Here is a 25,893-nt window from a genome sequence, read left to right as displayed (position 1 = left end):
GAGCCCGGGTCGTACCGAGCAAACCTGCCACCCAACTGAGATCTTTTACCTCGGCCAGCGTTGCTGGGCCCCGGGAAGCTGCGGAAGCTGCTGGTTGATGCCGTCTTGGTACCAGTACGCCGTGGTGGAGATGTCGTCGCTGCGTTCGAACAGTCCCCCGTGGTCCCAAGTACCAATCTGCTGGACTGTCACCCGCAGCCGTTCCTGGAAATAGATGGGGTCCGGTATATGCCAACGGTAAAGGGCGTGCATGGGCGGCATTCCGGGATGGAAGGGAGCGGCCTTGGTCCGGTCGACAGTCTCGTGGAACGGGTACCCGAAGTATGGCGCGTTGAAGGTTACAACCTTCGGGTCCGGCACGGTGCGTAGCTCGTCCTGAAATGCCCAGGCGCCTCCTGCATAATCTTCGAGGCCTGTGCTGCAAAGGGTGGGGTAATCGGTGTCGTCATCCACGTAGAACTTGACCTCACCTTCGCCCCACCAGTACCGCTGCAGGGACGCGAGGGCGACATAGGTGCCGAGGTAGCTACCGCGGCCCTGTACGCCGTCAAGGATCACGTGATCCTCGCCGTGCGGGAGATTTCCGTTTGATCGACGCCACTGTGCGTGGAAGTACATCGCATCTGCGACGTCGTCCCCGACCGTGTAGTCGATCTGGTAGAAAAAGTGGGTCAGTTCTCCACCGTGTTGGTTTTCAATGGTGATCCGTGCTCCTTGGCGGAAGGGCATGGGAATGAAGCAGTTCATGCCGCCCGTTGGGGCTACGACGATGGGCTCGGAGGTTACGAGCGCCCGCTGTGCGAACCCGTTGCAGAAAAAGTCTCCCAGGGGGACCTCGACGCTTGGGGTTTCCGAGTTGTCCCAGTACATGCGCAGTACGAGATCGCGCAGTACGAATGGGCCGGCATCGGTGCGGTGGTCCACGGTAAGCCAGATGTGCCGGATTACTCCGGGCCCTTCGATCTCGGCGAGGGTGGCAGTTTTACCTGAAGGGACGTTAATCCAGGCGGATCCCTTGCGGCCAGGGCCGAGGTTGGAGGAGGCTTTTGCGCCTTGGCCTGGGGTGCCGGTGAAGTTTTCGGCGTTGATTGAGCGACTGCTGACGCCCGAGGGCATAGTGGCCCATTGGATGGTCACAGGGTTTTCCTTTCGATGGAAATTGTGCTCGAGTTGCTCGAGCGGCTTACTTGACGGCTCCGGCCGCAACACCACGTACAAGGGTGCGCTGGAAGAGCAGGAAGAAAACGAGGGTTGGCAGCAACGACAGCAGCGATCCCGCGTTGAGCACCGTGATGTCGATGTTGTGCTGGCCGCGGAGCGTGGCCAGGGCAATCGGAACTGTCTGGGACGACTGGTCTGATAGAAGTACGACGGGAATATAGAACTCGTTCCAGGTCCAGATGAAGAAGAACACCACCAGTACTGCCAGGCTGGGTCGGAGGATGGGGACCAGGATCCGCCACAGGATTTGCCAGCGGGTGGCTCCGTCCAGCTGGGCTGCCTCGATCAGTTCCTTAGGGATCGCGCCCATGACACTAGCCAAGAGGTATGTTCCGTACGCTGCCTGCAGCACAGAGAAGACGATGATGACGCTCCACACCGTATTAAAGGTTCCCGTGGCCTGGGCTCCATAAAACAGCGGGTAGATGAGGGCTTCGTGCGGGAGCATGGTGGCTACCAGCAGTACGGCCAGGACTGAACCATTTGCTTTTACGCGGCCTATTCCAAGGGGGTAGGCGCTCATAAGGGAGAGCACAACTGCTATCGCTGCAACGAAGAGCGAGATGATGAGGGAGTTCCAGAAGGCTTGGCCGAAGTTAACCCTGCCCAGGTAATTGATGAAGGCGTCGATGGACAATGATGTGGGCCAGCTCAAGGGCCCGTGGCTTGAATAGTCCTGCGTGGATTTAAAGGCGTTGAGGATGATCAAGCCGAAGGGCGCGAAGATGGCGGCGCCGGCAATGACGGCAACGGCAAGCAGCACCCACTCGCTGGGCGTTCTGCCTTGAGCGCGAGTACGTTGGGGGTTGGGCGTCAGATTGACTGTCGTCTGCCGGGTCTGTGTGGTGCTCATCGTGCTTCCTGCCTGCGCTGCCACCACAGCATGAGGGCTGCAATGGCAAAGATTACAAGGGCCATAACGGTGGAGATTGCGGAGCCGTATCCCACCTGTGACAGTTCGAAGAAGTTGCGGTAGGCGTAGTAAGAGGGAACGACGGTTGACCCTTCCGGTCCGCCTCCGGTCAGGATCAGGATCGGGGCGAAGACCTTCAGCGCGGCCACGGTGGCTGTCAGTACCACGATGAAGATTTCCGGTCTGATGGTAGGTACGGAAATGGCGATGAACTGCCGCCACTTCCCGGCGCCGTCCAATGCAGCAGCCTCGTAGAGCTCCGGGTCCACTCGGGACAAGGCTGCCATGAAGATAACCAGGGGGTATCCAATTTGGAGCCAGATCAGCATCAGCATCACCGCGTAGATGGCCAGGTCAGGGTTTCCGAGCCAGTCGGGGCCGGTTATCTGGATGGAGCGAAGGAAGCTGTTGATGGCGCCGTTGGAGGGGTCGAGGATCCAGCTCCACATGAAGCCGGCGACGGCAATCGGCAGAATCTGGGGAAGATAGTAGGTGGCCCGGAGGAAGCTGGCGATCTTAGGTCCAAAGCGCCGGCCAATGGTTTCGGTAAGCAGCGCGGCCAGGAGAAGGCCAATCACCGTGGGGATCACCACAATGGCGATCACCATAAAAATTGAGTTGCGCAAAGATGTCCAGAACTCGACATCGGCAAACAACGCGGCGTAGTTCCCCAGGCCATTCCAGCGCATCGGCGCTGCCCCGCCCTTCCATCGGAAAAGGGAGAAGTAGATGTTAGTCGCAAAAGGGATACCGACCACGGCCAGAAAACCGATGAAGATCGGTACGAGATATAGCCAGTAGCCGCTCGGTCGGCGCAGTCCTCGCGCCAGTCCTTTGCTCACGGCGAAATTCCATTCGTTAGAGGATGAGGGATGTCAGGAACGGGGCAAAGCCGGAGTACTTCGCCCCGTTCCCTTGATTGAGTGCTAGCTCTTGGTGCCCTTGTCGTAGAAGGTCTGCAGGGCGTCGAGGTACTGTGAGGCGGTTTCGTTCTTGTTCGACATGGCCTGCATGTGGTTTTGGATGAAATCCAGGAAACCGGGCACAGGGTAGTCCGGGTAGAAGGAAAGCGTGTCTGCCTTCACTACGTCATTGAACTTTTCGGTAAGTTCCTTGGTCAGGGGGTCGGAGATGGCATTGATGTCGCCTGCCAGGGGCAGGCCGCCCTTTTGGCCGATGAGGTTCTGGACTTCGGGGCTGAGGGTGGTTTCAATCCAGTCGTAGGCCAGCTCCTTGTTTTTGGACTTGGCGGGAACGCCCCAGAGGTGCCCTGAGGACCCCATGGAGAGCTTGGCCCCTGGCATGATGAAGAATCCCCAGTCGAAGGATGCGTCCTTTCTGATCCGGGCGAACATGCCGTTGTTCCAGGGAAGCATCGCGGCCTTTTCGGAAAGGAAGTTGACGGTAGCCTGTTCGAAGGAGAGGCCTCCGAGCTGGTCACCCACGTAGCCCTTATCGATCCACTGCTGGAAACGTTCTGTTCCACTCTTCCAGGCACCTGAATGGAAATCAGTCTTGTCCTTGATGAACATGAAGTCGTCGATTTCCTTGCGGCTGGCCTGGGCGGAGATCAGGGAGTACCAGACCCACATCTGGTTGAAGCCCTGGCTGGTGCTGGCGGAGCTTGATATGGGCAGTTCGCCGGCGGCCTTCAACTTGTCCATGGCCGTTTCAAAAGACGCAAGGTCCTTCGGCGTTTCAGTGATCCCTGCCTTGGCGAACTTCGCTTTGTTGTAGTAGAAGTACACGTACTCACCCACGTTGGGGATGCCGTACCAGTCACCGGAGCCGGCCTTGCCGTCCTGGTCATACTTGGCGAAGGCCGCCATGGAACCGGTGACTTTCTTATCCCACCCGAACTTGGCTACTGCATCGTTCAGCGATTCCAGGAGGCCTTGGGAGGCGAGCTGACCGCCATCGGCATTGCCTTTATTGAACTCGACGACATCGGGGACGTCATTACCGCTCAATAGAATTTTTGCGTTCTGCCGGAACGCATCGAAGCTCGTCTGTTGAACATCAACGTTCACATCCGGATGCTTCGCCTTGAACAGCTCGACCGCCTTCTGCCATCCCTGGCCCTGCGGTGTCGTGGGGTCTTCGTACTGCAAAATCTTGAATGTACCGCTGCCGGACGACCCGCTCTGCTGGCTGGACGGGTTGCATGCGGTAAGAGCCAGGGCGCTGACGCTGAGTGCGCCAAGACCTGCAAGAACCTGGCGACGGGAAATTGCTCGCATGGTGCGAACTCCTCTCTGAGTTGGCAGCCGATGCCCCTGAGGGCAGGACTGCATGTCCGAAGCAGTGCGCTCGGATTCTTTGTGATTACAAAAGTGGGGGGATTACGTCCGTGGTGGGCCGACGGAGGCTCGTTGCACTAACGGGCAATGAGTAAGTTGTGAGACAACGGGGCCGGGTTCACCGCTTTCCTGGCTGCGCTCAATGAGGCGCCTTGCTGCCCAGACGCCCATGTCGTGGTGAGGCAACTGCACCGTAGTCAGGCCGGGAAGAAGGCTCTCGGCAACAAAGGCGTGGTTATCGAAACCAACGATGGACAGGTCTTCGGGGATCCGCAGACCCAGCTGCGCGGCGGCCTGATAAACGCCGAAGGCCAATCTGTCCGAAAAACAGAACACGGCGGTGGGCCGATCTGGCCTCGACAACACGTCCCGCGCTGCTTCCCTTGCCGCCGCGGCTGTAAGTTCCTTGGCCAGCACATGAAGAGAAGGGTCCGGCACGATGCCTGCGGTCCGCAGCGCTTCTTCGTAGCCCCGCCTGCGTAAAGCGGTTGCTATGTACCGTTTGTCGTCCAAATTGCACATGGCAATGCGACGATGACCTGCCTCAATAAGGTGCCGGGTTGCGGTAAAGGCGCCTCCCGTCTCATCAGGCACGACCCAGTCCGACATGGAGGCGTCCTCAGGGCGGCCGTCCAAGACCACAATTGGCAATGAACGAGGCACACGCGGCAACTCCACAATCGCGTGATAATCAGGCGCCACAATCAGCCCTTCAATGTTCCGCTGAAGCAGCGCCTTCACTGCAGGAGCTTCCAGCCCGGACATGCCTACAGTGTCGATGAGCATCAGTAAGTAGCCGAATTCGGCAGCGACTGTTTGTGCGCCAGCGATCATCGGTCCTGCAAATGCCGTAGAGGCCACACCATCGGAAAGCAACCCGATAGTTAGAGACTGCTTGGTTTTCAGGCCCCTGGCCAACAAGTTCGGGACATAGCCAAGCTCCTCAGCAACCGCCCTAATTCTTGCCGCTGCCTCTGCGTTCACACGACCATCACCGCGGTCATTAAGGACGAGCGAGACCGCAGAGATGGATACGCCGACTTCTTTTGCGATGTCCCTCAGGGTCACCAACGACACCGATCCGCTCGCCTCCTTTCGAGATTTGTATCAATCGTTTGATCCTCCTACATCAATCGTTTGAGGCATTGCTGCAAACGATTGATGTAACTCTCAATTCGTCAAACGCATTGACGCAACGGTGTTATCAAAGCGTTACCTAAAATGGGTAGAAAGAACGCGGCCTTCCACGTTGTGTGACGTCTCCGGGTGAGAAGTGCAAGGGTGAAAGGGGAAGGCGCCGTTCCTTTTAGGACTTTGACTACCCGGGCCCACGGTCGAGCAACTCTGTACAAAGGCTGCGGGAGGCCGTCCTGTCCTACTCGCTCGTAAAGCCTCCGGCTCCCATCCGGGTTGGCTGCCGCCGATAAGGAAGAACCGTCAAACTAGAGCCAGAACGGCGGGGGATCCGCCTACTCAGTGCGGGGTCAGCCGAGTATCTGGAAGGCGTCCTTGAGCGCGTCGCCATCGTAACGTACGTCTCGCGTGGCGTGCCATTAGGCTCGGCTGACATGGCCCCGCATGGCCTTCCTGGATGACGCGGAGCGCCAGATGGGTCACCCTGGGGTACCGAGGCGATCCAATCCGCGATGGGCTGATCGGGCAACGGGGTGTTTCAGCTCCTTCCCAGTTCCGGGTTATTGACGTGTGCGAGCAATCACATTATGGTTGACCCTAATCCTTTAGGTAACGCGCCGTGAATCGATGCGGAACCTAAACCTAAACGATTAGAAAGCAGGCGGGGCATGGCAAAGAAGCCCACCTTGCGGGACGTTAGCGAAGCCACGGGCCTATCGTCCTACACAGTTTCACGTGCTTTGAGTAACGGCCCGGACGTTTCGGCTGCCAGCCGCAAGCTCGTGCTGAAGGCTGCCCGGGAGCTGGGCTACGTACCGAACCGCGCGGCTCAGGAGTTGCGCAAGAAATCGCGGAGTTCGGTCGCGGTCATTACGGCGAGTACTTCGAATTACTACTATCTGGATCTTATGAAGGGCGTTCAGCGGGTCCTGCGGGTATCCGGCCGGAATGCCGTTGTGGCCGACATTGCCGCGGAAGGCGTCTACACCCCGGAGGTCGAGGACGCCATCGTTCAGGACTTGATCCAGTCGCGTACGGCTGGCATCATCACGACCCTGACGCTAAGCAGCGAAAACGTTAAGCTCTTGGAAAGCTGGGACATCCCGGTGGTTTTCGTCGACTCGGCGCCGCCGGAAGACGCCACACAAGTGCCGAGCATTTTGACGGACAATTACGCCGCGAGCATGAAGGCGGGGGCGCATCTGGCCCGGCACGGTTATACGGACTGGCTCTTTTTGGCTTATCCGGGCCGATGGTCCACACGGGCTGAACGGGAGCGCGGGCTCCAGGAAGCTGCCACGAAGCATGGGGCTGCACTCCGAGTGCTGGAGACAGAAAACGACTCTGACTCAGCATGCAAGACGTTGTCGAGCTACCTGAACACCCCTGGGCGGACACTGCCCAGGGCGATCATTGCTGGAAACAACCCCCTGTTGCACGGTGTCCTTACCGCGCTCAAGCAACGTGAGATTGTTGTCCCAACCCAGGTGGCACTCATGGCTTTTGACGAGTTTGCCTGGGCCCCTTTGCTGGATCCGCCGCTGACGGTGGTAGACGAGGACAGCGAATCGATCGGTGTTCTGGCCGCGCAGACACTGACCCGCATTCTGGATGGGCAGCTGGAAGCCGAGCGGCGGGGCGATCCCCCCGTACCCAGCTACCGTCCGGAGGACCGCCGGGAGGTGAACGCGGACTTAATCGTGCGGCAGTCTTGCGGCTGCTGACCCGGAGCGCCCCCTGATCGTATAAACGACTACAGCTAACGACCCCGTCTGGTCGGCTTGTGACTTCGGCGGTCAAACATGTCTAATTCCCGCACGCTCGCCGCCACAGGGCGGCAGCCTGACCGCCCAACTCAAGAACCTGGTTGGGCACGCGAGGGGGAGCAGCGGACAAGGTCAGGGTCCGGTGATGACTGCTCAGGCGTTCGCATATCACCGGGACACATCACAAAGCCGGTCTTAGCACCGAAGCAAGCCGGCGAAACACTTTCCACTTATTTCCATCCACCGTTTTTCACGGACCTGGCTTGCCGTCACGGCCTCGCCGGTTCCGGTTCAAAGGAGATCCGAAAATGAAACAGCTCGTCAAGAAGTCTGCAGTCTTCACTGCCGCCGTCACACTGGCTGCGCTCAGTCTCGCGGCCTGCAGCTCCGGCGACACCCAGCCCGCGGCCAAGCCGAAAAAGATCGAGAAGATCGGCCTGATGGTTCAGGACATGTCAAACCCGTTCTTTTCAGCCATGGACAAGGGAGCCAAGGAAGCCGCCGCCTCGATAGGAGCCACCGCCAACACCCAGGACGCCCAGCTTGATCTGGCGAATCAGAATACCCAGATTGACACCTTCATCCAGCAGGGCGTGAACCTGATTGTCATCAGCGCCGTTGATGAAAACGGCATCCAGCCGGCTATTGAGCGGGCGAAGCAGGCGGGCATAATTGTGATCGCTGTGGACACTCCGGCCAAGAGCGCCGATGCCGTGGTGATGACGGATGCAGTCCAGGCCGGTGAAAAGTCCTGCCAGTACCTGTTCGAGCAAATGGGAGGAAAGGGCAATGTTCTCCTGGTGGACGGAACCCCGCTCCAGACAATCCGCGACCGCATCACCGGCTGCAACAACGTTGTGAAGAAGTTTCCTGGCATTAAAGTTGTCGGGCAGCAGGCTTCCAAGAACGACCGCGCCTCCGGCCTCGCCGTAACTACTGACATGCTCACCGCCACCCCGGATGTTCAGGGCATCTTCGGCATGAACGACCCGTCGGCGCTGGGCGCCGTACTGGCGGTCCAGCAGGCCCACAAGGCCGGAACCGTAAAGGTCACCGGTGTCGACGGAAGCCCCGAGGCAGTGGCGGAACTGAAGCAGTCGGGGTCGCCGTTCATGGGAACGGCAACGCAGAATCCGGCCGAGATGGTCCGCAAGGCCGTCGAAGTCGCCCAGAACATCATCGATAACAAGCCCCCGGCGGAGACCACCATCCTGATCCCCAGTGAGCTTGTGACCCGCGACACCGTCAGCCAGTACAAGGGCTGGTAGCCGCCACTCCTGTATGGGGTCGCTCATCTCGTGGAGCGGCCCCACATGACCGGATCGAGAATAGGCCCCACCATGACCACAACAACCTCCCGCCAACCGCTGCTGCAGCTGGAAGGCATCACCAAGCGATTTGGCGCGACCCTGGCGCTGAACAACGTCCACTTCGACCTGCGTGCGGGTGAAGTTCATGCTCTGATGGGCGAAAACGGGGCCGGTAAATCCACGCTGATGAAGATCCTGGCGGGAAATGTTACCCGGGATTCCGGACGCATCCTGATGGACGGCAACGAAATCGACATCCGCTCCCCGCAGGAGGCCGTTTCCCACGGCATAGCCATCATCCATCAGGAGCTCAACACGGTGCCGGCGATGACAGTTGCGGAGAACTTGGCTCTCGGACGCGAGCCTTCGACCAGGTTCGGGGCGTTGGACCGTCGCGCCATGATTTCCCAGGCCCGAGAGAAACTTGCCCGTGTTGGGGCACGGATCGACCCACGCAGCGAGCTCGGCCAACTGAGTATCGGCATGCAACAGATGGTTGAGATTGCGCGTGCCGTCAGCGAGAACGCCAAAATCCTGGTCCTCGATGAACCAACGGCGGCACTGTCACGAAGCGAGACGCTGCACCTTTTCAAGATCATTAACGAATTGCGCGACGCAGGCGTCGGGCTGGTGTATATCTCCCATCGGATGGAAGAAGTCTGGGAACTTGGGGACCGCGTCACCGTGTTCCGCGATGGCACGTACGTCGGTACCAGGGAAAAGACTGAGATCAGCCCGCCCGATGTCGTACGGATGATGGTGGGCCGCAACCTTGAGGACTTGTACCACCACGACCGGCACAGCCCGGGAGAGGTCATGCTGGACGTGAAGGACCTCACCGACGGAGCCGGAATCGGCCCGGTCAGCTTCCAGGTCCGTGCAGGGGAAGTTGTCGCCCTTTCCGGACTCATCGGGGCCGGCCGCACCGAGACGGCCCGCATGATCTTCGGCGCGGACCGGCCCCGCGGCGGCACCGTCACCGTCCAAGGCAAGGCCGCACTGGCCTCCAGCCCTGCCCAGGCGATCGCCCGCGGGATCGCGATGGTGCCTGAGGACCGCAAAGACCAGGCCCTGTTCGTCTCCCACACTGTCGAGGACAACATCGCCGTCAGTTCCCTCGGTGGGCACGTAAACGCCGGTGTGCTCCAGCGGACCAGGATCCGGAATGCGGTGAAAAAGCAGATGGAACGCCTGCACCTGCGGCAAAACGCCCTGCGCCTGCCGGTTAGCGCGTTGTCCGGCGGCAACCAGCAAAAGGCGGTTTTGGCCCGGTGGCTGATGAGAGAATCCGACGTTCTGATCCTGGACGAACCAACCCGGGGCGTGGATATCGGCGCCAAAAGCGAAATCTATGAAGTCATCAACGACTTGGCCAGGGCCGGCAAGGCCATCCTGGTCATCTCCTCGGACCTGCCCGAAGCGATTGGCATCAGCGACCGGCTCCTGGTGATGCGCTCCGGCCAGATCGTCCACGAACTTAACTCACGCACCGCCAGCGAAGAGGACGTCATGTCCCATGCGACCGGTACCGCAGCACAGACAAACGGAGAATTCCATGACTAACCAGGCTCTCAACCCACAGGACGCTGACCTCCGGCCAGAGGCCGTAGCCATGCCTGCCCGCGGCTTCGACTTCGCCTACTGGTGGGACCGCGTTGGCATCCTCGTTGTCCTGATCGCCCTCGTAGCGTTGATGGTCGTCATCGCCCCGAACTTCGCGAGCGTCAACAACCTGCTTAACATCGCCCGGTCGATTTCCATCAACGCGATTCTCGCCGCCGGAATGACGTTCGTCATTCTCGCAGCCGGAATCGACCTCTCCGTGGGCTCTATTCTGGCCGTCGCGGGGGTCGCATCGGTCATGACAGGCATCGCGGGACTTCCCGCACCCGTCGCGATCCTGGTCGGAGTCCTGACAGGGGCCCTCGCGGGACTGATCAACGGCCTGCTCAGCTCCTACCTGGCGTTGGCCGCCTTTATCGTGACCCTCGGCACCATGACTTTCCTGCGCGGTCTGGCCTACACGATGACCGACGGGCAGCCCATTGTCTCCAACACCCTAAATTTCCGGGACATCGGCAACGGGTACATTGCGGGCATCCCCGTGCCCGTGGTGATCATGGTCATCGTCTACGTCGCGGCATGGTTCGTCCTTGAGCGCACCCGCTACGGCCGACACGTTTACGCCGTCGGCGGCAACGCTGAAGCAGCCAGGCTGGCAGGAATCAACGTCAAGCGAGTCCTCACTTCCGTCTACGTCATCGCGGGTGTCTGCGCCGGACTCGCCGGCGTCATCTTCTCCGCCCGGGTCGTCTCTGCCCAGCCGACAGCGGGCGGCGGCTATGAACTGGATGCGATCGCAGCGGTCGTTCTGGGCGGCACGAGTCTTGTTGGCGGCCGGGGCCGGATCTACGGAACCCTCATAGGTTCCATCATTCTCGGTGTCCTGAGCACCGGACTGATCCTGATGAACGTCCAGTTCTTCACCCAGCTGCTGATCAAGGGCCTCGTCATCATCCTCGCGGTGGCTATCGACAGCCTGAAGCAGCGTACGCTCCGCCTGCCGTGGTCCAAGGCCATCGCAGCCCAGAAAGCTGCATAAGCGCACACCCAACGCACCAGGCAGCAGCATCCTGCCTGCCCCCGGGGGGACATTTCCGGCCCGCTTTCCCAAGCGGCCGGAATGCAGCCCCACGCCAAAAAACCTGAGAGGAAAAGCCCGTGGCATTGCCCACCATCGCCGTCAAGGACGCCCTTCCCGGCCGCCGCACCAACGAACCGGTGACCTTCACCGTCGACGGCGTATTGACCGAGAGCCTTTGGACTGCAACTACCAGTTCCGGAGACACCGTTACCTGCCAGCGGCTGAACGCCCAACCCGAACCAGGTAAAACCACCTTCGTCACCGTCCTGTCCTTTGACGGCAGCCTCGAGCTCACGCTGACCGCACCTGTCACCGGTCACGTTGACGGGATCACCAAGCGCGAACCTGTCGAAGCCGACGGTTTCGTCCGCTTGGACACCGGATACTTCGACCTCGAAATGTGCTCGGGAACTGCCGAGGGTACCGGCGCCTCAAAATGGGGACTGCGTCATTTCGCAACGCTGAAAGAAGGCATCGACCTGCTGCCCTCGGGCAACAACGCCATCGGCGGGTTCTACGGCCCCTTCTTCACCCCCGAGAACGGCCTCATCAACCCGCCCGAACACACCACCGTCCACATCGAAACCATCGAAGAAGGCCCCATCCTGCATCACTACCGGATGCACGGGACAATCCCCGACGGCCTGCTCGAGGAACTCAAGGGCAAGACGTTTTCCATCGACTGGCAGTTCACCCACGGCACGCCCTACTTCACCCGCAGCTACCGGGTGGACGACTTCCAGACCGTCATCAACGGACGCTCCATAACCAACAAGATCACCGTCGGCGATGAATTCGAGGCCGGCCAAGGCGATGTGGTCTTCAACCGCTTCGAAGCATACGACGGCACACGGTACCGCTCCGGCGATCCCTACGCCGCTGAACTCGCACAAATGGTCGAGGAAACCATCGCGAACTCAACGTCCAACACTGCGAAGTTCCTGGAATTCCGCCGCCAACTCACCGGCAACATCGAAGCGGCCCACTGGGACCTGTACTGGCGCCTGTTCTGCAGCTGGGAAGGCGCCTTGGACAACGAGGAGATCCGCGAACGCCTCGCCCGTGTCAGGGCAACCTCGCACGTGCTCGCCGACCTGCCTGAACGGCGTTGGACGATAGCGGATGCCCCCGTCGATGTCTCGGCTGTGCCGCACGAAACCATCTTCGCCGGGCCGGCCTCAAAAACCGCCGAATTCCATTCAGACCTGGACAGAACCATGGTGTGGTGGACATCTGAACCGTCCGGTGCCTTCCAGATCGTCCAGCGCCGCCAGTCCGGCTGGGTCAACTGGGGAACCAACGGCGAAAACGAATGCCCCGAACTTCCCGTCGGTGTCCAAATTAAAACGGCATACGGTATGTTCAGCGACGGCTGGCAGCACGTGGCAGACCAACTGGAGACTGCACCCACGGCCCACCGCGCGTGACCTCCAAAGCTATGCCAACCGCCAGCCCAGACGCTTACCCCCGAGTGACGGTCATCGGTGAATCTCTCGTGGACGTCATCACTCACCCCCACAAAACGGGAACCTCGACCGCCATACGTCCGGGCGGAAGCCCGCTAAACGTTGCCATTGGCTGTGCGCGCCTCGGCATGACGACCAGTTTGATCACCCACTACGGCCAAGACCAGTACGGGGGGATGATCGAAAAACATCTGACGGCCAACGGGGTCGCCGCCCTCGTCGGCGGACACTCCCCGACAAGCGTTGCTACCGCAAACATTGACCACGCTGGAGCCGCCCGCTATTCCATCGCCATCACCTGGGATCTTAACGGGACCTCTCTTCCAGCGCTGTCAGCAGTCGAAAGCTCCCGCCACGTCCATGCAGGTTCGATCGCCACCGTCTTGCCTCCCGGGCGCGACACTGTCTACACGCTGCTGCAAGCTGCCCGTGGACGTGCCACGATCAGCTACGACCCGAACTGCCGGCCCGCGATCAGCGGAGATGTTCACAGCACCCGCCGGGACATCGAGCGGTTTGTAGCGGCGAGCGATATCGTCAAAGCCAGCAACGAGGACCTGGAATGGCTGTACCCGGACAGGACGCCAGACCAGACCGCGCACGCATGGCTCAAGCTGGGACCGGCCATAGTGGCAGTCACCCGCGGCGAAGGCGGTCCAGTGATCACAAACGGCCGCACGATGGTACAGATGCCGGCCCGGGAAATCGAAGTCGCTGACACCGTCGGCGCAGGCGATTCCTTCATGGCCGCATTAATTTCCTGGCTCGGCACGAGAAACCTCCTCGGCGCAGGCGCCCGGGAGAAATTGAAGGATCTCTCACCCCAAGCACTTCAGAACCTGCTTGACTATGCGAACGGCGCAGCATCCATCACCTGCTCCAGGCCAGGTGCCGATCCACCTTGGGCGCGAGAGCTCAGCGACCTATTTGCCGCCCCGGCGGATTTCCGGAGCGTGCATTGACCAACCCGCAAAGTCGAAAGCCGATGGAATCGGACCCACGGGCGACGGCGACAGCCGCCGTCGCAGCTACCGAAGAGCCAGACCGACGCAGGCCCTTCGCTGGTTTTCGTGGACGCTAAGGGCGAGGCCGGTGGCGCCCTCAGGGCGATCTCGGGCCCTTCCCTCATCGAGGATTTCAAACGCCGATAAGGGATATTCCGTCAACCTATGGCATGAGGGCGGCTCGGTCGGGAGTGGGTCACGATGGCCTGGCGCACGTACTGTGTAGGGAGCCAGGTTTTTTGCGTTCACGCCCAAGGGGGTCGGTGGCCCGACCCCCTTGGGCAGCCGCTTCTGTCTCTGCCGTCACTCTGCTGCCGCGGGCGCGTTTTCGGCGAGCCGCTTGTTGAGTCGGTCGACCTCATCCAAGACTTCCGTTGCAGCCCAGGCCCGGTGGCGCTGGGATGTCCCGACCAAGCTGATGACTCCGGCCTCGGTAAGCCGTTCCAGGGCGCCGTACACGGACTTCTCCGCAACGCCGGCAGCGTAGGCGGCGCTGTGGGCCTCAAAAACCGGCCGCTTGAGCAGCCAGGGGATGATCTTTTCGTCGGCAGACCCCTTTCGGGGTTTCGCCATCTCCACCCACTGTGAAGGCAGGGCCTACCTGGCCGCAGAATATGTCACGTCGATTAGGTTGAGGTCGTTGCCTTTCCTCAGGTGGGGATTGTCCGGGATCCTGGGTCGGCATCCCTGCTTCGTCAGGCCGTACGTAGCGGCGCAGATTTGATCGGAGGGATCGATCCGTGCGGGCTCGACCGTGACCCGCGCCGGCATCTGGACGTTGTCTTCGGCATCGCGGAAGCTGAAGGAGTCGGCGTAGATATCCACCTTCATGAGCTCGGCGAGCTTGGCATGTTCTCGCTTGATCTGATCTGCGAACGTGTCCGAGTGCTGAACATGCAGGGGAAGGTGACTATCTCCCACGCCCATGCCTTGGCGACGGCCTCGTCCCGGGCCGTAGAATCGGCCATCGAGGACATCGCAGCGCTGGATATTGCCGTAACCACGATTGCCCCTGGAGGCAACCGGGTCTTGCCTCTCAAGCTCCTTACGGAGGCCGGTGTACGACTCGGACTGGGCCAGGACGGGATGCGTGATTATTGGTCTCCTTTTGGGGATGCCGACATGCTCAGCAGGACATGGCAGCTCGCCTTCGTCCAGCAGTTGCGTAAAGACTCCGACATTGAGGACTGTCTTGCAATTGCAACCCTTGGTGGGCGGGCTGTACTGGATCCTGACCGCACTCACCGTCTATTTCCCGACGGACTGGCCAGCACAACGGGCTTGGACATCGGAGACCGCGCGGACATGGTCCTGCTTCCGGGAGAGTCGCCGACGTCTGTCGTGATGGACAAACCGACCCGGCGGACGGTCATCCGCGCCGGCAAGGTCATAGCCAAGGATGGAGTTCTCCTCTAGATCGCCGGACATTCCGGTTCCCGGAGTGCCTTGGCCTAATGCCCGTCGACGCGTTCGGCAAGGAACTTCAGATCCCGAGACTCAGCAGCCAGAGCTTCAACCCTGCGCCGCCATTCTCGAGGACGTCCTTGACCGCCCGACCGTGGCCGGCACGGCCTGGTGATGTTCGCCGGCTCCTGCACCGTGCCTGAAGCCAGCGGACCGTAGAAGATGGGAGCGGCCTAGGGGGTGAGCTGATGACATCGACCACGGGTACCCTCCAACTGCCGTCAAATTATGTGGTGTACCGGGGCCTCCGCGTTGCGAGACGGAAGACCCCGGTGGTGTGAGGGTCAGTCGGCGTAAGGGTCCGCGATACCTACGTACTGGGTGTAGAGGTACTCTTCGATGCCTTCGGAACCGCCTTCGCGGCCCAGGCCCGACTGCTTGACGCCGCCGAACGGTGCCGCGGCGTTGGAGATCACGCCGGCGTTGAGGCCGAGCATGCCGGTCTCGAGGCGTTCGCTGACGCGCAGGCCACGGTTGAGGTCCTTGGTGAAGACGTAAGCCACCAAGCCGTACTCGGTGTTGTTGGCAAGTCGGATCGCGTCGTCCTCGGTGGAGAACGTGATGATCGGGGCGACCGGTCCAAAGATCTCTTCCTGCAGGATGCGGGCGTCCTCGGCGACGTTCTTCAGCACGGTGGGCTGGTAGAAGTAGCCGGGACCGTCGACGGCGGCACCACCGGTGACTGCCTCGGCGCCACCTGCGACGGCGTCGGCGACCAGGGCGTGGACGCCGTCGCGGGCCTTGCCGTCGATCAGCGGGCCCACCTTGGATTCGGGCTCGGTGCCGCGGGCGGTGGTGAGGGAGCCGATCTTCGCGGCGAACTTCTCCGCGAAGGAGTCGGCGATGGATTCGTGCACAATGAAGCGGTTGGCTGCGGTGCAGGCCTCGCCCATGTTGCGCATCTTGGCTGCGATGGCGCCTTCGACGGCCTTGTCCAGGTCTGCGTCTTCGAAGACGACGAACGGTGCGTTGCCGCCGAGTTCCATGGACGTGCGCAGGACCTTGTCCGCAGCTTCGCGGATCAGGGCCTGGCCCACCGGGGTGGAGCCGGTGAAGGAGATCTTGCGGAGGCGGTCGTCCTTGATCAGCGGGCCGGTCACGGCCCCTGCGGTGGAGGTCTGGATGACGTTCAGCACGCCTGCGGGCAGGCCGGCTTCCTGCATGACCTGGGCGAAGAGCAGGCTGGTCAGCGGGGTCAGGTTGGCCGGCTTCAGGACCATGGTGCAACCGGCGGCGACAGCGGGCGCGATCTTGCGGGTAGCCATGGCCAGCGGGAAGTTCCACGGGGTGATCAGCAAGCAGGGGCCAACGGGCTTCTTCTGCACGAGCAGGCGGTTCTTGCCGTCCGGGGCTGCGGAGTAGCGGCCGGAAACGCGGACGGCTTCCTCGGAGAACCAGCGCAGGAACTCAGCACCATAGGTAACTTCACCACGGGCCTCGGCCAGGGGCTTGCCCATTTCCAGGGTCATCAGCAGGGCGAAGTCCTCGGCCCGTTCGGTGACCAGCTCGAACGCGCGGCGCAGGATCTCGCCGCGTTCGCGCGGAGCTGTGCGCGCCCAGTCGGCCTGTGCGGCGGCAGCAGCGTCCAGGGCTGCGGCGCCGTCTTCAGCACCGGCGTCGGAGATGCTGAGCAGGACCTTGCCCGTGGCTGGGTCCTCAACATCAAAGGTCTTTCCGGATCCCGCGGGGCGCCACTGACCGTTGATCAGCAGGCCGGTGGGAACGGAAGCCAGCAGTTCGCTTTCGCGTTCAAGAGTGATAGTCATGTTTTCTTTCAAGTTATGGATCAGGGCGAAGTCCGCAGCTCATCGGCAGGAACCTTGGGCTTCTCAGTACGCCTTGGTGCGCTGTTCAACCACTATGTGAATCAGGGCGAAAACCTTCTCCTTATCAATGGCTGTAAGTGCGTCCTGGATAGCAGCGGGAACCTCATGGTCGTGTTCAACCTTGACGCCGAAACCTCCGAAGGCCTTTGCCATAAGGGCGAACTCCGGGTTCTTCAGCTGTGTCCCTGAGATCCGCTGTGGATAGTGGCGTTCCTGGTGGGTGCGGATAGTCCCGTATTCCTGGTTGTCCATGACGATGACCAGGGGAGTGGCGCCGTACTGCGCGGCGGTCGCAAGTTCTTGTCCGTTCATCAGGAATTCACCGTCGCCGGCGATGGTGACGATGCGACGCTCGGGATGAGCAAGAGAGGCGGCGATGGCGGACGGAACGGAGTAACCCATCGAGCCGTTGCGGGCGCTGATCATTGAGGCATAGCGGCGCGTCGGGAAGTAGCGGTGCGCCCAGTTGGTGTGCTCGCCGGCCCCGAAAGTGACCATTGCGTCGTGGGGGAGTGTGGGGACGAGGTTGGCCATCAGGGTGTCCATCTTCGCCTGTCCCTCCGTGGGCTCAGCCGGAGGCAATGCGGCGAATGCTTCCTGCTCTGCGCGCATGCGGGCCGTCCAAGACTTCCACTCATCCTTCACGGGAAGATCAATTTTTGTGAGGTCACGCACGAAGACGTCGGGCTTGGCGACGATCTGATAGGAGACGGGCCCGGAACGTCCCCGCAGGGACGGGTCGATGGTGACGAGGAAGTTGTTCTTGGTCCAGTCTTGGCGGCAGACGAAACCATCAGTGATGACATCGCCGGGTACTGTGCCAACGAAGATCAGAAGGTCAGTTTCGTCGAGCAGGTTGTAGGTTGGGCGGGGCCTGCCATAACCGATGGGTCCTACGTAGGAGGGTGAGTCGAAGGAAACGGTGCCTTCGGTGCGCCATTCGGCAGCGGCTGGGATGTGGTGCTTTTCCAGCCAGCTGGTCAGTTCATCGGCACCGTGCTGGGTCCAGTCGTTGCCTCCGGTGACGAAGAGAGGTTTGGACGATGCTGCGAGGGCTTCGGCGATTGCTGAGGTATCTGTCACGGTCATGCCGCCGGTGGCAACAGGGATGGCGGGATGAATGGTGTTGGGAATCTGTTGGCGAATGACGTCCTCGGGTAAGCCTACGACCACGGGACCCGGTCGGCCGCTCATTGCAGCGAACATGGCCTCTGCGACGATCTCTGATGCCCGCTCTGGGTGGTCCAGGACCATGACCCGTTTCGCGCCCGTATCAAACCAGGCCTTGATATCGAATTCCTGGAAGGCTTCCCTGTCGCGGTGTGCGAATGGAATGAGACCTACGAAGAGGACCATGGGGGTCGAGTCCTGCCAGGCCGTGTGTAATCCGACGTGGGCGTTTGCCGCGCCCGGGCCACGAGTGACCATGGCGATGCCGGGAAGCTGGTTCATTTTCCCGTCAGCTTCGGCCATGTAGGCGGCGCCGCCTTCGTGGCGGCAGACGATGGTTTCGATGTCCGAGCTGTGCAAACCGTCCAGCACGTCGAGGAAAGATTCACCAGGGACAACATACGTGCGCTCGACTCCGTGGGCGGCCAGGGATTCGACGATGACGTGCCCGGCGGACTCTGTTGCCAGTCGTGCATTCAAGTCCTCGGAGAACTGTGAATCGTGAGCAGGATCCGGTGGCGGGGTAGTGCCGGATCCCGTATCCCGGATGTGTTCGACATCGGCGAAAGTGGACGGTGCTGGTTGGACTGACTTCGTTGTCATTGCCTCTGTGTTCTCTTGTCGTCTCGGAACTGTTTAGTCATAGGGGAGGGTGGCTTAAGTTCAGGGAGTCGTCTTGTGGCGTGGTGTGCGCGGTGGGTCCAGCTGGCGCGTGCCCCGATGGTCCGAGGCGGCAGATGACCTGCATGTAGATTTTGTCGGGCAGGGATTCGGGTTCAAGCCAGACTTCGTAGCCGTCCTCTGCCGTGTACAGGGAGCGCCCGTCGACGCCTTCTGCGGCGATCCAGATCGTTGTCGAGTCAGGGGCAGCGGCTTCGACAAGCCCGTCGCGGACATGGCTGTCGTGGCGCCGGATTTCCACTCGGGCGCCGACCAGGTTCGGCCAGCTGTCGCATCGGTGCATGGGACTTTCGCTTCCTTGGTTATAAGACGGTGTCGGTTTTCGCCCGGGCGGCGATTCGGCTAGTCGGTTTCTGGGCCGGCGCAGAAAAAGCATGCGACATCGCAGGTCTCTGTTGCTTCTGCCGATGGCTCCCCGCCGGGCCGGACCTGCAGCTGGACCGAGCCTTGGTTCTCAAAGACTGTCAAGGTGTGCTCCTGGTGCGTGGAGGCTGTAGCGCTGCTTGCGGGCGGCGGGTCCCTTTTCGATCTCCCACGTCACACCAACGCCGTCGTTGGTGGGCATGATGGATCCCTCTGTCAGAAATTGCGGCTCAGAGCTGCGGGTCGCCGGAGTCCACCATCCGGTAACGGGGCAATGGTCACCGGTCTTGCTCTGGGTTTTACGGCCTGTGAGCTTAGCTGGCTTTGTCGGAATCCGCTTCTTCATGGTGTCTTTCATCGTCGTGGGCTGGCACTTTTCGGGGTCAGTGGGAAGAGATAGTTCAAAGAGCTCAACCCGTGGCTCCGGGGACTACACGGAGCCACAGGTTCACCTATTTGTCCTGGGGCGGGACGATGCCGGAGCGCTTAAGGAGGGCTCTGGTCTTGGGGTGCTGGGGGTTGGTGAAGATCGCCTCGGGGTGTCCTTGCTCGACGATGACGCCCTGGTCCATGATCACGATGCGGTCGGCAATCTCACGGGCGAACTGCATTTCATGGGTCACGATCGCCATGGTGGTGCCCTGTTGCGCGATCTTCTTGATCACCGACAACACTTCGCCCACCAGCTCGGGGTCAAGGGCTGAGGTGGGTTCGTCAAAGAGCATGACGCTTGGTTCCATTGCCAGGGCTCGGGCGATGGCCACGCGTTGCTTCTGGCCACCGGAGAGGCGGCTGGGGAAGTTTTCCGCCCTGTCGCCAAGACCGACCATTTCCAGGTTCGGCAGCGCCTTCTTGCGTGCGTCTGCTGCTGATAATCCTTTAACGTCCCGCAGTGGTGCCATGACATTGCCCAGGGCGGTCTTGTTCAGGAAGAGGTTGAAGTGCTGGAAAACGAAGCCGATGTCGGTCCGTTTTTTGGCCGTCAGGGAGGGTTTCTCGGCGACCAGCTGGCCGTCCTTTTCCTCGTATCCAATCAGGTGGCCGTTGACGTAGATCCGGCCGCCTTCGATGGTTTCGAGCTTGTTGATGCACCGCAGCAATGTGCTCTTTCCGGAACCGCTGGAGCCGAGGATGACGACTGTCTCACCGCGGTGAATGTCCAGGTCCACGCCCTTGAGGACTTCCAGGCGCTTCTCCGCCTGAGTACGGCCGGTGATACGGGCCCAGAAAGACGGCTTTGAGGACAGAACGTACGTCTTGTGAACGTCCTGGATGCTGATGACTGTGTTCTCAGCCAATGGCCCGTGCCTTTCGTTCAAGCACAATCACGATGCGTGAGAGTGGAAGGCTGATGATGAGGTACAGCAACGCTGCTGCGGTGTAGATCGCGGTGGTCTGGAACGTCTGGCTGTTTAGGATGTTGGCTGTTTTCAGGATTTCCGTGACAGCAATAACGGAGGCCAGTGCCGTGTCTTTGATCATGGCGATGAAGTAGTTGCCGATCGGCCCCATGGATACAACGAATGACTGTGGAATGACGACCTTCCACAGGGTCTTGTTCGGTGTGTAGCCCAGGGAGAGGGCAGCTTCGGTTTGTCCGTGCTCAACGGACAGGATCGCTGAACGGAACACTTCGGAGAGGTATGCGGCATAGTTCAGGCCGAGCCCGAGGATGCCGGCGGGAATCGGTTCGATCTCCACACCAACGCTGGGGAGTACGAAGAAGATGTAGACGAGCTGGACAAGCAAAGGGGTTCCGCGGAGGACTTCCACGTAAACGGTGGAAATGGCGCGGAGGATCTTGAAGTTTGAGATCCTTGCCAGGGCGACGAGCAGGCCCAGGACCAGAGCAAGGGCCATCGCTCCGAGAGCGAGTTGCAGTACAACGGGCACCGCTCCAATGAGCGCCGGGAACACTGCGAGGGTGTTGTTGATGAAATCCATCGGAAAGTTACCTAACGTGCGGGTCAGTCACGGTCGTGGGGAATTCTGTAGGGCCCGGCCCCGGGCGCCAGGAGGGTGTTACCGGGGCCGGACCTTTCAGGAATTACTTCGACACGTTGTCTTCGCCGAGTCCGTACTTCTTGAGGATCTCCAGGTATTTCGGAGACTTCTTCAGTTCGGCCAGGCCTGAGTTCAGATCAGCCAGGAGCTGGGAGTCGTCCTTGCGGACACCTGCACCGATCGTGCCAGGGTAGTACGGGGTGTAGGGGGATACCAGCTTGATCTTGGGGTTGGGCTTCTGCACCAGGCTGTAGGCGACGACAGCGCTGTCGGTGAAGGCAGCGTCGACCTGCTTGTTCTCAACGGCTGAGATCAAAGCGGCCTGGGAGTCGAAGAATTTCGTCTGGCTCGCCCCGAGGGTTCCGATGAAATCGGTGAAGACCGTTCCGGTCTGGGCGCCGAGGACTTTGCCCTTGACGTCGTCGCGGCTCTTCAGCGTGGAATCGCCGGGAACCAGCATGCCCTCGCCCTGGACGTACCAGGGGTCGGTGAAGTTAATCTGCTCCTTGCGCTTGTCGGTGATGTACATCGCGTCGACGATGACATCGGCCTTCTTCGCTTGCAGGGCTGGGATCAGTGTGTTGAAGTCGGTGACGAAGGTCTTGACCTTCCATCCCTTGGCTTCGGCGATCGCGTTGATCATTTCGCCGTCGATGCCTGTCAGCTGTCCGCTGCTGGCGTCCGTGAAGGAGAACGGCGCGTCGTTCGAGGTTGCGATCGTCAGGGTCTTCTGCTCGGTGCTGGATCCGGAGCTTCCACCACCACAGGCCGACAGGGCCACGGCTGCGGCTACGGCCATCGGCAGCAGCGCCCCAAGCCGCTTGCCCAATTTACTGGAACTTTTCATCGGTTTGCCTTTGTTTGAAGGGTGTTGGCTAGCGGTTGAAACGGTCGAGACGGAGGGTTGCGGTGGCACGGTGGGCTTCCATTCCTTCGAAAGCGGAGATGGAGGCTACGTAGTTGGCCAGGCGGGGGGTGGCTTCCTTTTCGACGCGCTGGAAGGTCAGCGGCTTCAGGAACCGGGACACGGACAGGCCAGCAGAGGACTTGGCGCCGCGTCCGGTCGGCAAAACGTGGTTCGTGCCGGAGATGCCCTTATCGGAGTAGGCGACGGTGGACCAGGCGCCGAGGAAGATGGAGCCATAGTTCTTCAGGTTGTCGTGGTAGTAGCTGTCGTCGCTGGTCTGGATCTCGAGGTGTTCCGGTGCCAGTATGTCCATGATTTCCACGGCCGTCTCGCGGTCTTCGGCCACATAAACGGTGCCGTAGTCGCGCCAGGCCGGGCCGGCGATGTGACGGGTGGCGAGGGTTTCGAGCTGCTTTTCGATGTGGCGGATCACGTCCTCACCAAAAGCGCGGTCCGTGGTGACCAGGGAAGCGGGGGAGAGGACGCCGTGTTCTGCCTGGCCGAGGAGGTCGGCTGCGACGAGCTCAGGATCGGCGGTCTCGTCGGCGATGACAGCCACTTCGGAAGGTCCAGCCAGAAGATCGATGCCAACACGGCCGAACAGCTGACGCTTTGCTTCGGTGACGTAGGCGTTACCAGCGCCAACAAGGATATCGGCGGGCTGCTCACCGAGAAGGCCGAAAGCCATGGCGGCCAGGCCCTGGACGCCGCCGACAGCGAACGCGCGATCAACTCCGGACAAGTAAGCCGCATGCAGGACCGCCGGATGTCCGCCAGTAGGGCTGGTAGGCGGTGTGCAAGCGATAACGGTGGGGACTCCGGCTGCCTTAGCCACACCGACAGTCATGAAGGCGCTGGCCAGGATCGGGAACTGTCCTGCGGGAAGGTAGGCACCGACGCGAGGGACGGGGGTATAGCGCTGCCCAGCGAAAACGCCGGGGAGGATTTCGGTTTCAAAGTCCGTCAGGTGTTCACGCTGCTCGACAGCGAACAGGCGAGTGCGCTCGGCACCTGCTGCAAGGGCCTCACGCAGCTCCGGTGACAACTCGTCACCGGTCTTGGCCAGTTGGGCCTGGCTGATTTCAATGTCGTCACCGGCCCAGCCGTCAAGTTTCTGCGAGTACTTGATGACGGCGTCGATGCCGTTCTTCTCAATGTCGCTGAGCATCTCAGAGACCGTTTCGATGACAGCGGGAAGCCGCTGTGCCGGCACGCCTCCAACGGCCGGTTCCTTGATGACTTCGAAGTTTCCGTTGATGAATGCCTTATCGGCTTCGTTGATCTGCATGGCACTAACGGTAGGTAGCACCAATCCATCGCACAACCCTATGAACTATTATAAATATCATCGGATAACCCTATGCGATAGGCATCACATTTTCTCTCATCGGGGGACCTAACTCCCTGTGATCATTGGGTAAAAGCGTTTAACTTCGCTTCCCTTTCCGAAGAATGGGTTGGTTGTCTTGCCTGCAGATCTCGAGAAAAAATCTTAAGGGTTAACCTGACTGTTACGCTCTTGCCATAAGATTGCCCTGTGACTCTTGCCCAGCTGAAGGCCTTTCTCGCCGCGTACGAACTCGGTTCGTTCACCGCTGCTGCCAATCAACTCAATACGAGTCAGGCGTCGGTGTCGGAACTGATCTCGCGTTTGGAACAGGAGGTAGGGCTGAGCCTCTTCACCCGAGGCGGCAGGAGGCTCCACCCGACCAACGCGGCCATCGAGCTCCGCGACCATGCCCAGCAGACCGTGACCTCATTCGACAATGGAATCCAAGCGCTTCGTTCGATAACTTCCCTTGAGGGTGGCGTGTGCACCTTCGGAGTACTGCGTAACGCTGGGTATTACGACCTCTCTGACTTGGTCCAGCGCTTTCATAAGCGCTACCCGAAGGTCAAGGTCCGTCTGGTCGGTCTGAACTCCTCCCTCGTTGCCGAGTCAGTGGCGAACGGAGAAATCGAAGCCGGGCTGGTGGTTTTGCCCGTTTTGGAACGGGGGCTTGTGGTCAAACCCCTCTTCCGCGATGAGGTCTTGTATGCCTCTACGACACGCAGCCCCCGAAGAGGGCCGATGACCATTGAAGAGTTTGCTGAGTCAAAGGTCATTCTCTACGACGCCTACGCTGGCTGGAATGACCCCACGAGGAAGCAAATCCAGGAACGGGCACAGCTGCGCGGCCTGAAGATAGTCCCGGACATCGAAGTCGAGCATGTTGAGACAGCCCTGAACCTGGTATCAACCGGCGCCGCGGGGACCATCGTGTGTAGGACCATCGCCGAAGGGCCGGGCTTCCCGAAGAACATCAAGACAGTCCCGTTTGCCGAGCCGCTGTACGACACCCTTGCCCTTGTACAGCGCGAGTCATCCTATCTGTCTCCGGCAACGCGACGGATCGCACAGCTCGCTGAAGGGACCCTGCTGGCTAAAGTCCGCCCGGAACAACGCATCCCCACCGTACCGTCAGAAAGAACCGGGCGTGCCGATTCCAGGGAACAGACAATCAACGCGAGCTAATCCACGCAAGGCCCCCGTTATGGCTGACTAACGGTCGAAATGCCATCAGCCCCCGAACGCGGACCCCACCACCTCGCACCACAGCCACGCGATGGGAATACAGCAGGTTCATGAAAATCCACACGCTAGCTCCCCACCCGGCGGACTACTCTTACGTTTTTGGCGGCAAGGAACCGCTCCTGGCCATCAGCCCCGGTGATGCCGTCCAGGTATGGACGGAAGACTGTTACGGCGGGCAGATTCGTGGACCGGGTGATCTCCCCAGTTCACTGGAACCCATCGGCCTGAGGAATCCCGTGTCCGGTCCCATCGAGGTTCTTGGTGCTGTGCCCGGAGACATCCTGGCTGTTCATTTCGTCTCGATAGTTCCCGCCCGGGCCTACGCCGTATCGTGTGTCCAGCCCAGGTTCGGTGCTCTGGCGGCAACCATGGAAACGGCACTGTTGAACCAGCCCATGGAGGAACGCGTCTGGCGGTACGACATTGATGTGGAGGAAGGCACCGCAACGTTCCACGCTGGCGATTCGGACTTTTCGTTGACTCTGCCGCTGGATCCGATGCTGGGCACGGTGGGCGTGGCGCCGGCACACGGTGAAGTACGGCTCACCAAGACACCACACACCCATGGGGGCAACATGGACACCCCCGAGGTGCGCGCCGGCACGACGCTTTACCTCCCGGTGAACGTCCCTGGCGCAATGCTTTCGCTGGGTGATGGACATGCACGCCAGGGTGAAGGGGAAGTGTGCGGGACAGGCCTGGAATCGGCCATGAACTCTGTGATTGTGGTCGACGTCGTCAAGGACGAGAGCATCGTCTGGCCCCGGCTTGAGTCCGATGAATTCATTATGAGTTCGGGTTCTGCCAGGCCCCTTGAGGACGCCTTCAGGATCAGCCAAAAAGATCTTGTGGAGTGGACCTCCGAGCTCACTGGCTTGGCGATCCTTGACGCACTTCAGTTAGTGAGCCAGCTAGGATTAGCGTCCACTGCCAACGTCTGCGACCCGAATTACACAATGGTTGCCAAGTTGCCCAAGCGTGCCCTCAAGTCCGCTGTTGCGTATGGCGGAATACACGAGCGGCTCCGTTTATCGGCACGAGAGTACATGCGCGCCGCCCAATAAGGGTCCCGAGCTGAGCCGAACATAGGCCTTCCCCGCAAGCTCCGAGGGTTCTTCCTGGCGCCAGGACCGGGCGGGGTCACA

The 25,893-nt window shown here is 60.7% G+C and carries 22 protein-coding genes; 9 read left to right on the top strand and 13 right to left on the bottom strand.

All coding sequences use genetic code 11. The features are described 5' to 3' along the window. Window positions 1-45: 45 nt before the first annotated feature. From LRQ04_RS16545 to LRQ04_RS16525, 5 genes are all read right to left on the bottom strand, one after another. The gene (locus tag LRQ04_RS16545) at window positions 46-1,137 is read right to left on the bottom strand and encodes a glycoside hydrolase family 172 protein (RefSeq protein ID WP_235521462.1); all 1,092 of its coding nucleotides are present in this window, start codon (window positions 1,135-1,137) and stop codon (window positions 46-48) included. A gap of 46 nt (window positions 1,138-1,183) precedes the next feature. After that, the gene (locus LRQ04_RS16540) at window positions 1,184-2,074 is read right to left on the bottom strand and encodes a carbohydrate ABC transporter permease (protein ID WP_012623595.1); all 891 of its coding nucleotides are present in this window, start codon (window positions 2,072-2,074) and stop codon (window positions 1,184-1,186) included. Then, window positions 2,071-2,976: a carbohydrate ABC transporter permease gene (locus tag LRQ04_RS16535; RefSeq protein WP_012623594.1), complete on the bottom strand. Its 906-nt coding sequence runs from the start codon at window positions 2,974-2,976 to the stop codon at window positions 2,071-2,073. The genes LRQ04_RS16540 and LRQ04_RS16535 overlap by 4 nt, the downstream gene beginning before the upstream one ends. 84 nt (window positions 2,977-3,060) lie before the next feature. Then, complete coding sequence (locus LRQ04_RS16530; RefSeq protein ID WP_235521461.1) at window positions 3,061-4,374, bottom strand: ABC transporter substrate-binding protein; 1,314 nt, start codon at window positions 4,372-4,374, stop codon at window positions 3,061-3,063. Window positions 4,375-4,476: 102 nt separating this feature from the next. Next, the gene (locus LRQ04_RS16525; RefSeq protein ID WP_012623592.1) at window positions 4,477-5,511 is read right to left on the bottom strand and encodes a LacI family DNA-binding transcriptional regulator; all 1,035 of its coding nucleotides are present in this window, start codon (window positions 5,509-5,511) and stop codon (window positions 4,477-4,479) included. 725 nt (window positions 5,512-6,236) lie between these two features. Between LRQ04_RS16525 and LRQ04_RS16520 the strand changes: the two genes are divergently transcribed. The 6 genes from LRQ04_RS16520 (at window position 6,237) to LRQ04_RS16495 (ending at window position 13,716) form a co-directional block, all read left to right on the top strand. Continuing rightward, a complete protein-coding gene (locus tag LRQ04_RS16520) occupies window positions 6,237-7,292 on the top strand; it encodes a LacI family DNA-binding transcriptional regulator (protein WP_012623591.1) in 1,056 nt (351 codons plus the stop codon). 350 nt (window positions 7,293-7,642) lie between these two features. After that, window positions 7,643-8,602, top strand: coding sequence for an ABC transporter substrate-binding protein (locus tag LRQ04_RS16515; protein WP_012623590.1), 960 nt, complete (start codon window positions 7,643-7,645; stop codon window positions 8,600-8,602). Between the two features lie 72 nt (window positions 8,603-8,674). Further along, window positions 8,675-10,207, top strand: a complete 1,533-nt coding sequence (locus tag LRQ04_RS16510) for a sugar ABC transporter ATP-binding protein (RefSeq protein WP_139187239.1) — start codon at window positions 8,675-8,677, stop codon at window positions 10,205-10,207. Further along, window positions 10,200-11,246, top strand: a complete 1,047-nt coding sequence (locus LRQ04_RS16505; RefSeq protein WP_012623588.1) for a ribose ABC transporter permease — start codon at window positions 10,200-10,202, stop codon at window positions 11,244-11,246. The genes LRQ04_RS16510 and LRQ04_RS16505 overlap by 8 nt, the downstream gene beginning before the upstream one ends. A 119-nt stretch (window positions 11,247-11,365) precedes the next feature. Continuing rightward, window positions 11,366-12,715: a hypothetical protein gene (locus LRQ04_RS16500; protein ID WP_012623587.1), complete on the top strand. Its 1,350-nt coding sequence runs from the start codon at window positions 11,366-11,368 to the stop codon at window positions 12,713-12,715. 11 nt (window positions 12,716-12,726) lie between these two features. Beyond that, window positions 12,727-13,716, top strand: coding sequence for a carbohydrate kinase (locus LRQ04_RS16495; RefSeq protein ID WP_012623586.1), 990 nt, complete (start codon window positions 12,727-12,729; stop codon window positions 13,714-13,716). Between the two features lie 345 nt (window positions 13,717-14,061). On the opposite strand, the gene LRQ04_RS16490 is transcribed toward LRQ04_RS16495, so the two are convergent. Beyond that, window positions 14,062-14,331, bottom strand: a complete 270-nt coding sequence (locus LRQ04_RS16490) for a hypothetical protein (RefSeq protein WP_235521460.1) — start codon at window positions 14,329-14,331, stop codon at window positions 14,062-14,064. Between the two features lie 81 nt (window positions 14,332-14,412). Here LRQ04_RS16490 and LRQ04_RS16485 point away from each other — a divergent pair, with 81 nt between their 5' ends. Further along, entirely contained in the window at window positions 14,413-15,174 is a 762-nt protein-coding gene (locus tag LRQ04_RS16485; protein WP_235521459.1) for an amidohydrolase family protein, read from the top strand. Between the two features lie 332 nt (window positions 15,175-15,506). Here LRQ04_RS16485 and LRQ04_RS16480 read toward each other — a convergent pair whose 3' ends face one another. The 7 genes from LRQ04_RS16480 to hisD all read right to left on the bottom strand — a co-directional run bounded on the left by LRQ04_RS16480 (window position 15,507) and on the right by hisD (window position 23,461). Beyond that, on the bottom strand, window positions 15,507-16,988 hold the full coding sequence (locus LRQ04_RS16480) for an NAD-dependent succinate-semialdehyde dehydrogenase (RefSeq protein WP_235521458.1): 1,482 nt from the start codon (window positions 16,986-16,988) through the stop codon (window positions 15,507-15,509). A gap of 63 nt (window positions 16,989-17,051) precedes the next feature. After that, on the bottom strand, window positions 17,052-18,821 hold the full coding sequence (locus tag LRQ04_RS16475) for a thiamine pyrophosphate-dependent enzyme (RefSeq protein WP_235521457.1): 1,770 nt from the start codon (window positions 18,819-18,821) through the stop codon (window positions 17,052-17,054). 37 nt (window positions 18,822-18,858) lie between these two features. After that, a complete protein-coding gene (locus tag LRQ04_RS16470; protein WP_235521456.1) occupies window positions 18,859-19,182 on the bottom strand; it encodes a hypothetical protein in 324 nt (107 codons plus the stop codon). Window positions 19,183-19,714: 532 nt separating this feature from the next. Next, the gene (locus tag LRQ04_RS16465; RefSeq protein WP_374198965.1) at window positions 19,715-20,560 is read right to left on the bottom strand and encodes an amino acid ABC transporter ATP-binding protein; all 846 of its coding nucleotides are present in this window, start codon (window positions 20,558-20,560) and stop codon (window positions 19,715-19,717) included. Further along, complete coding sequence (locus LRQ04_RS16460; protein WP_235521455.1) at window positions 20,553-21,206, bottom strand: amino acid ABC transporter permease; 654 nt, start codon at window positions 21,204-21,206, stop codon at window positions 20,553-20,555. Before LRQ04_RS16460 ends, LRQ04_RS16465 begins: the two co-directional genes overlap by 8 nt. Window positions 21,207-21,309: 103 nt before the next feature. Continuing rightward, window positions 21,310-22,113: an ABC transporter substrate-binding protein gene (locus tag LRQ04_RS16455; protein ID WP_235521454.1), complete on the bottom strand. Its 804-nt coding sequence runs from the start codon at window positions 22,111-22,113 to the stop codon at window positions 21,310-21,312. A gap of 28 nt (window positions 22,114-22,141) precedes the next feature. Beyond that, on the bottom strand, window positions 22,142-23,461 hold the full coding sequence (hisD, locus tag LRQ04_RS16450; RefSeq protein WP_235521453.1) for a histidinol dehydrogenase: 1,320 nt from the start codon (window positions 23,459-23,461) through the stop codon (window positions 22,142-22,144). Window positions 23,462-23,710: 249 nt separating this feature from the next. Between hisD and LRQ04_RS16445 the strand changes: the two genes are divergently transcribed. Then, window positions 23,711-24,688 (top strand): LysR family transcriptional regulator, encoded by a 978-nt coding sequence (locus LRQ04_RS16445; RefSeq protein ID WP_235521452.1) that lies wholly within the window; start codon window positions 23,711-23,713, stop codon window positions 24,686-24,688. A 110-nt stretch (window positions 24,689-24,798) separates the two neighbouring features. Continuing rightward, entirely contained in the window at window positions 24,799-25,812 is a 1,014-nt protein-coding gene (locus LRQ04_RS16440; RefSeq protein ID WP_235521451.1) for an acetamidase/formamidase family protein, read from the top strand. Window positions 25,813-25,893 lie beyond the last annotated feature (81 nt).

This window comes from Paenarthrobacter sp. AR 02, assembly GCF_021538675.1.
Taxonomy (GTDB): Bacteria; Actinomycetota; Actinomycetes; order Actinomycetales; family Micrococcaceae; genus Arthrobacter.
This window is presented reverse-complemented; position numbering and strand designations above follow the sequence as displayed.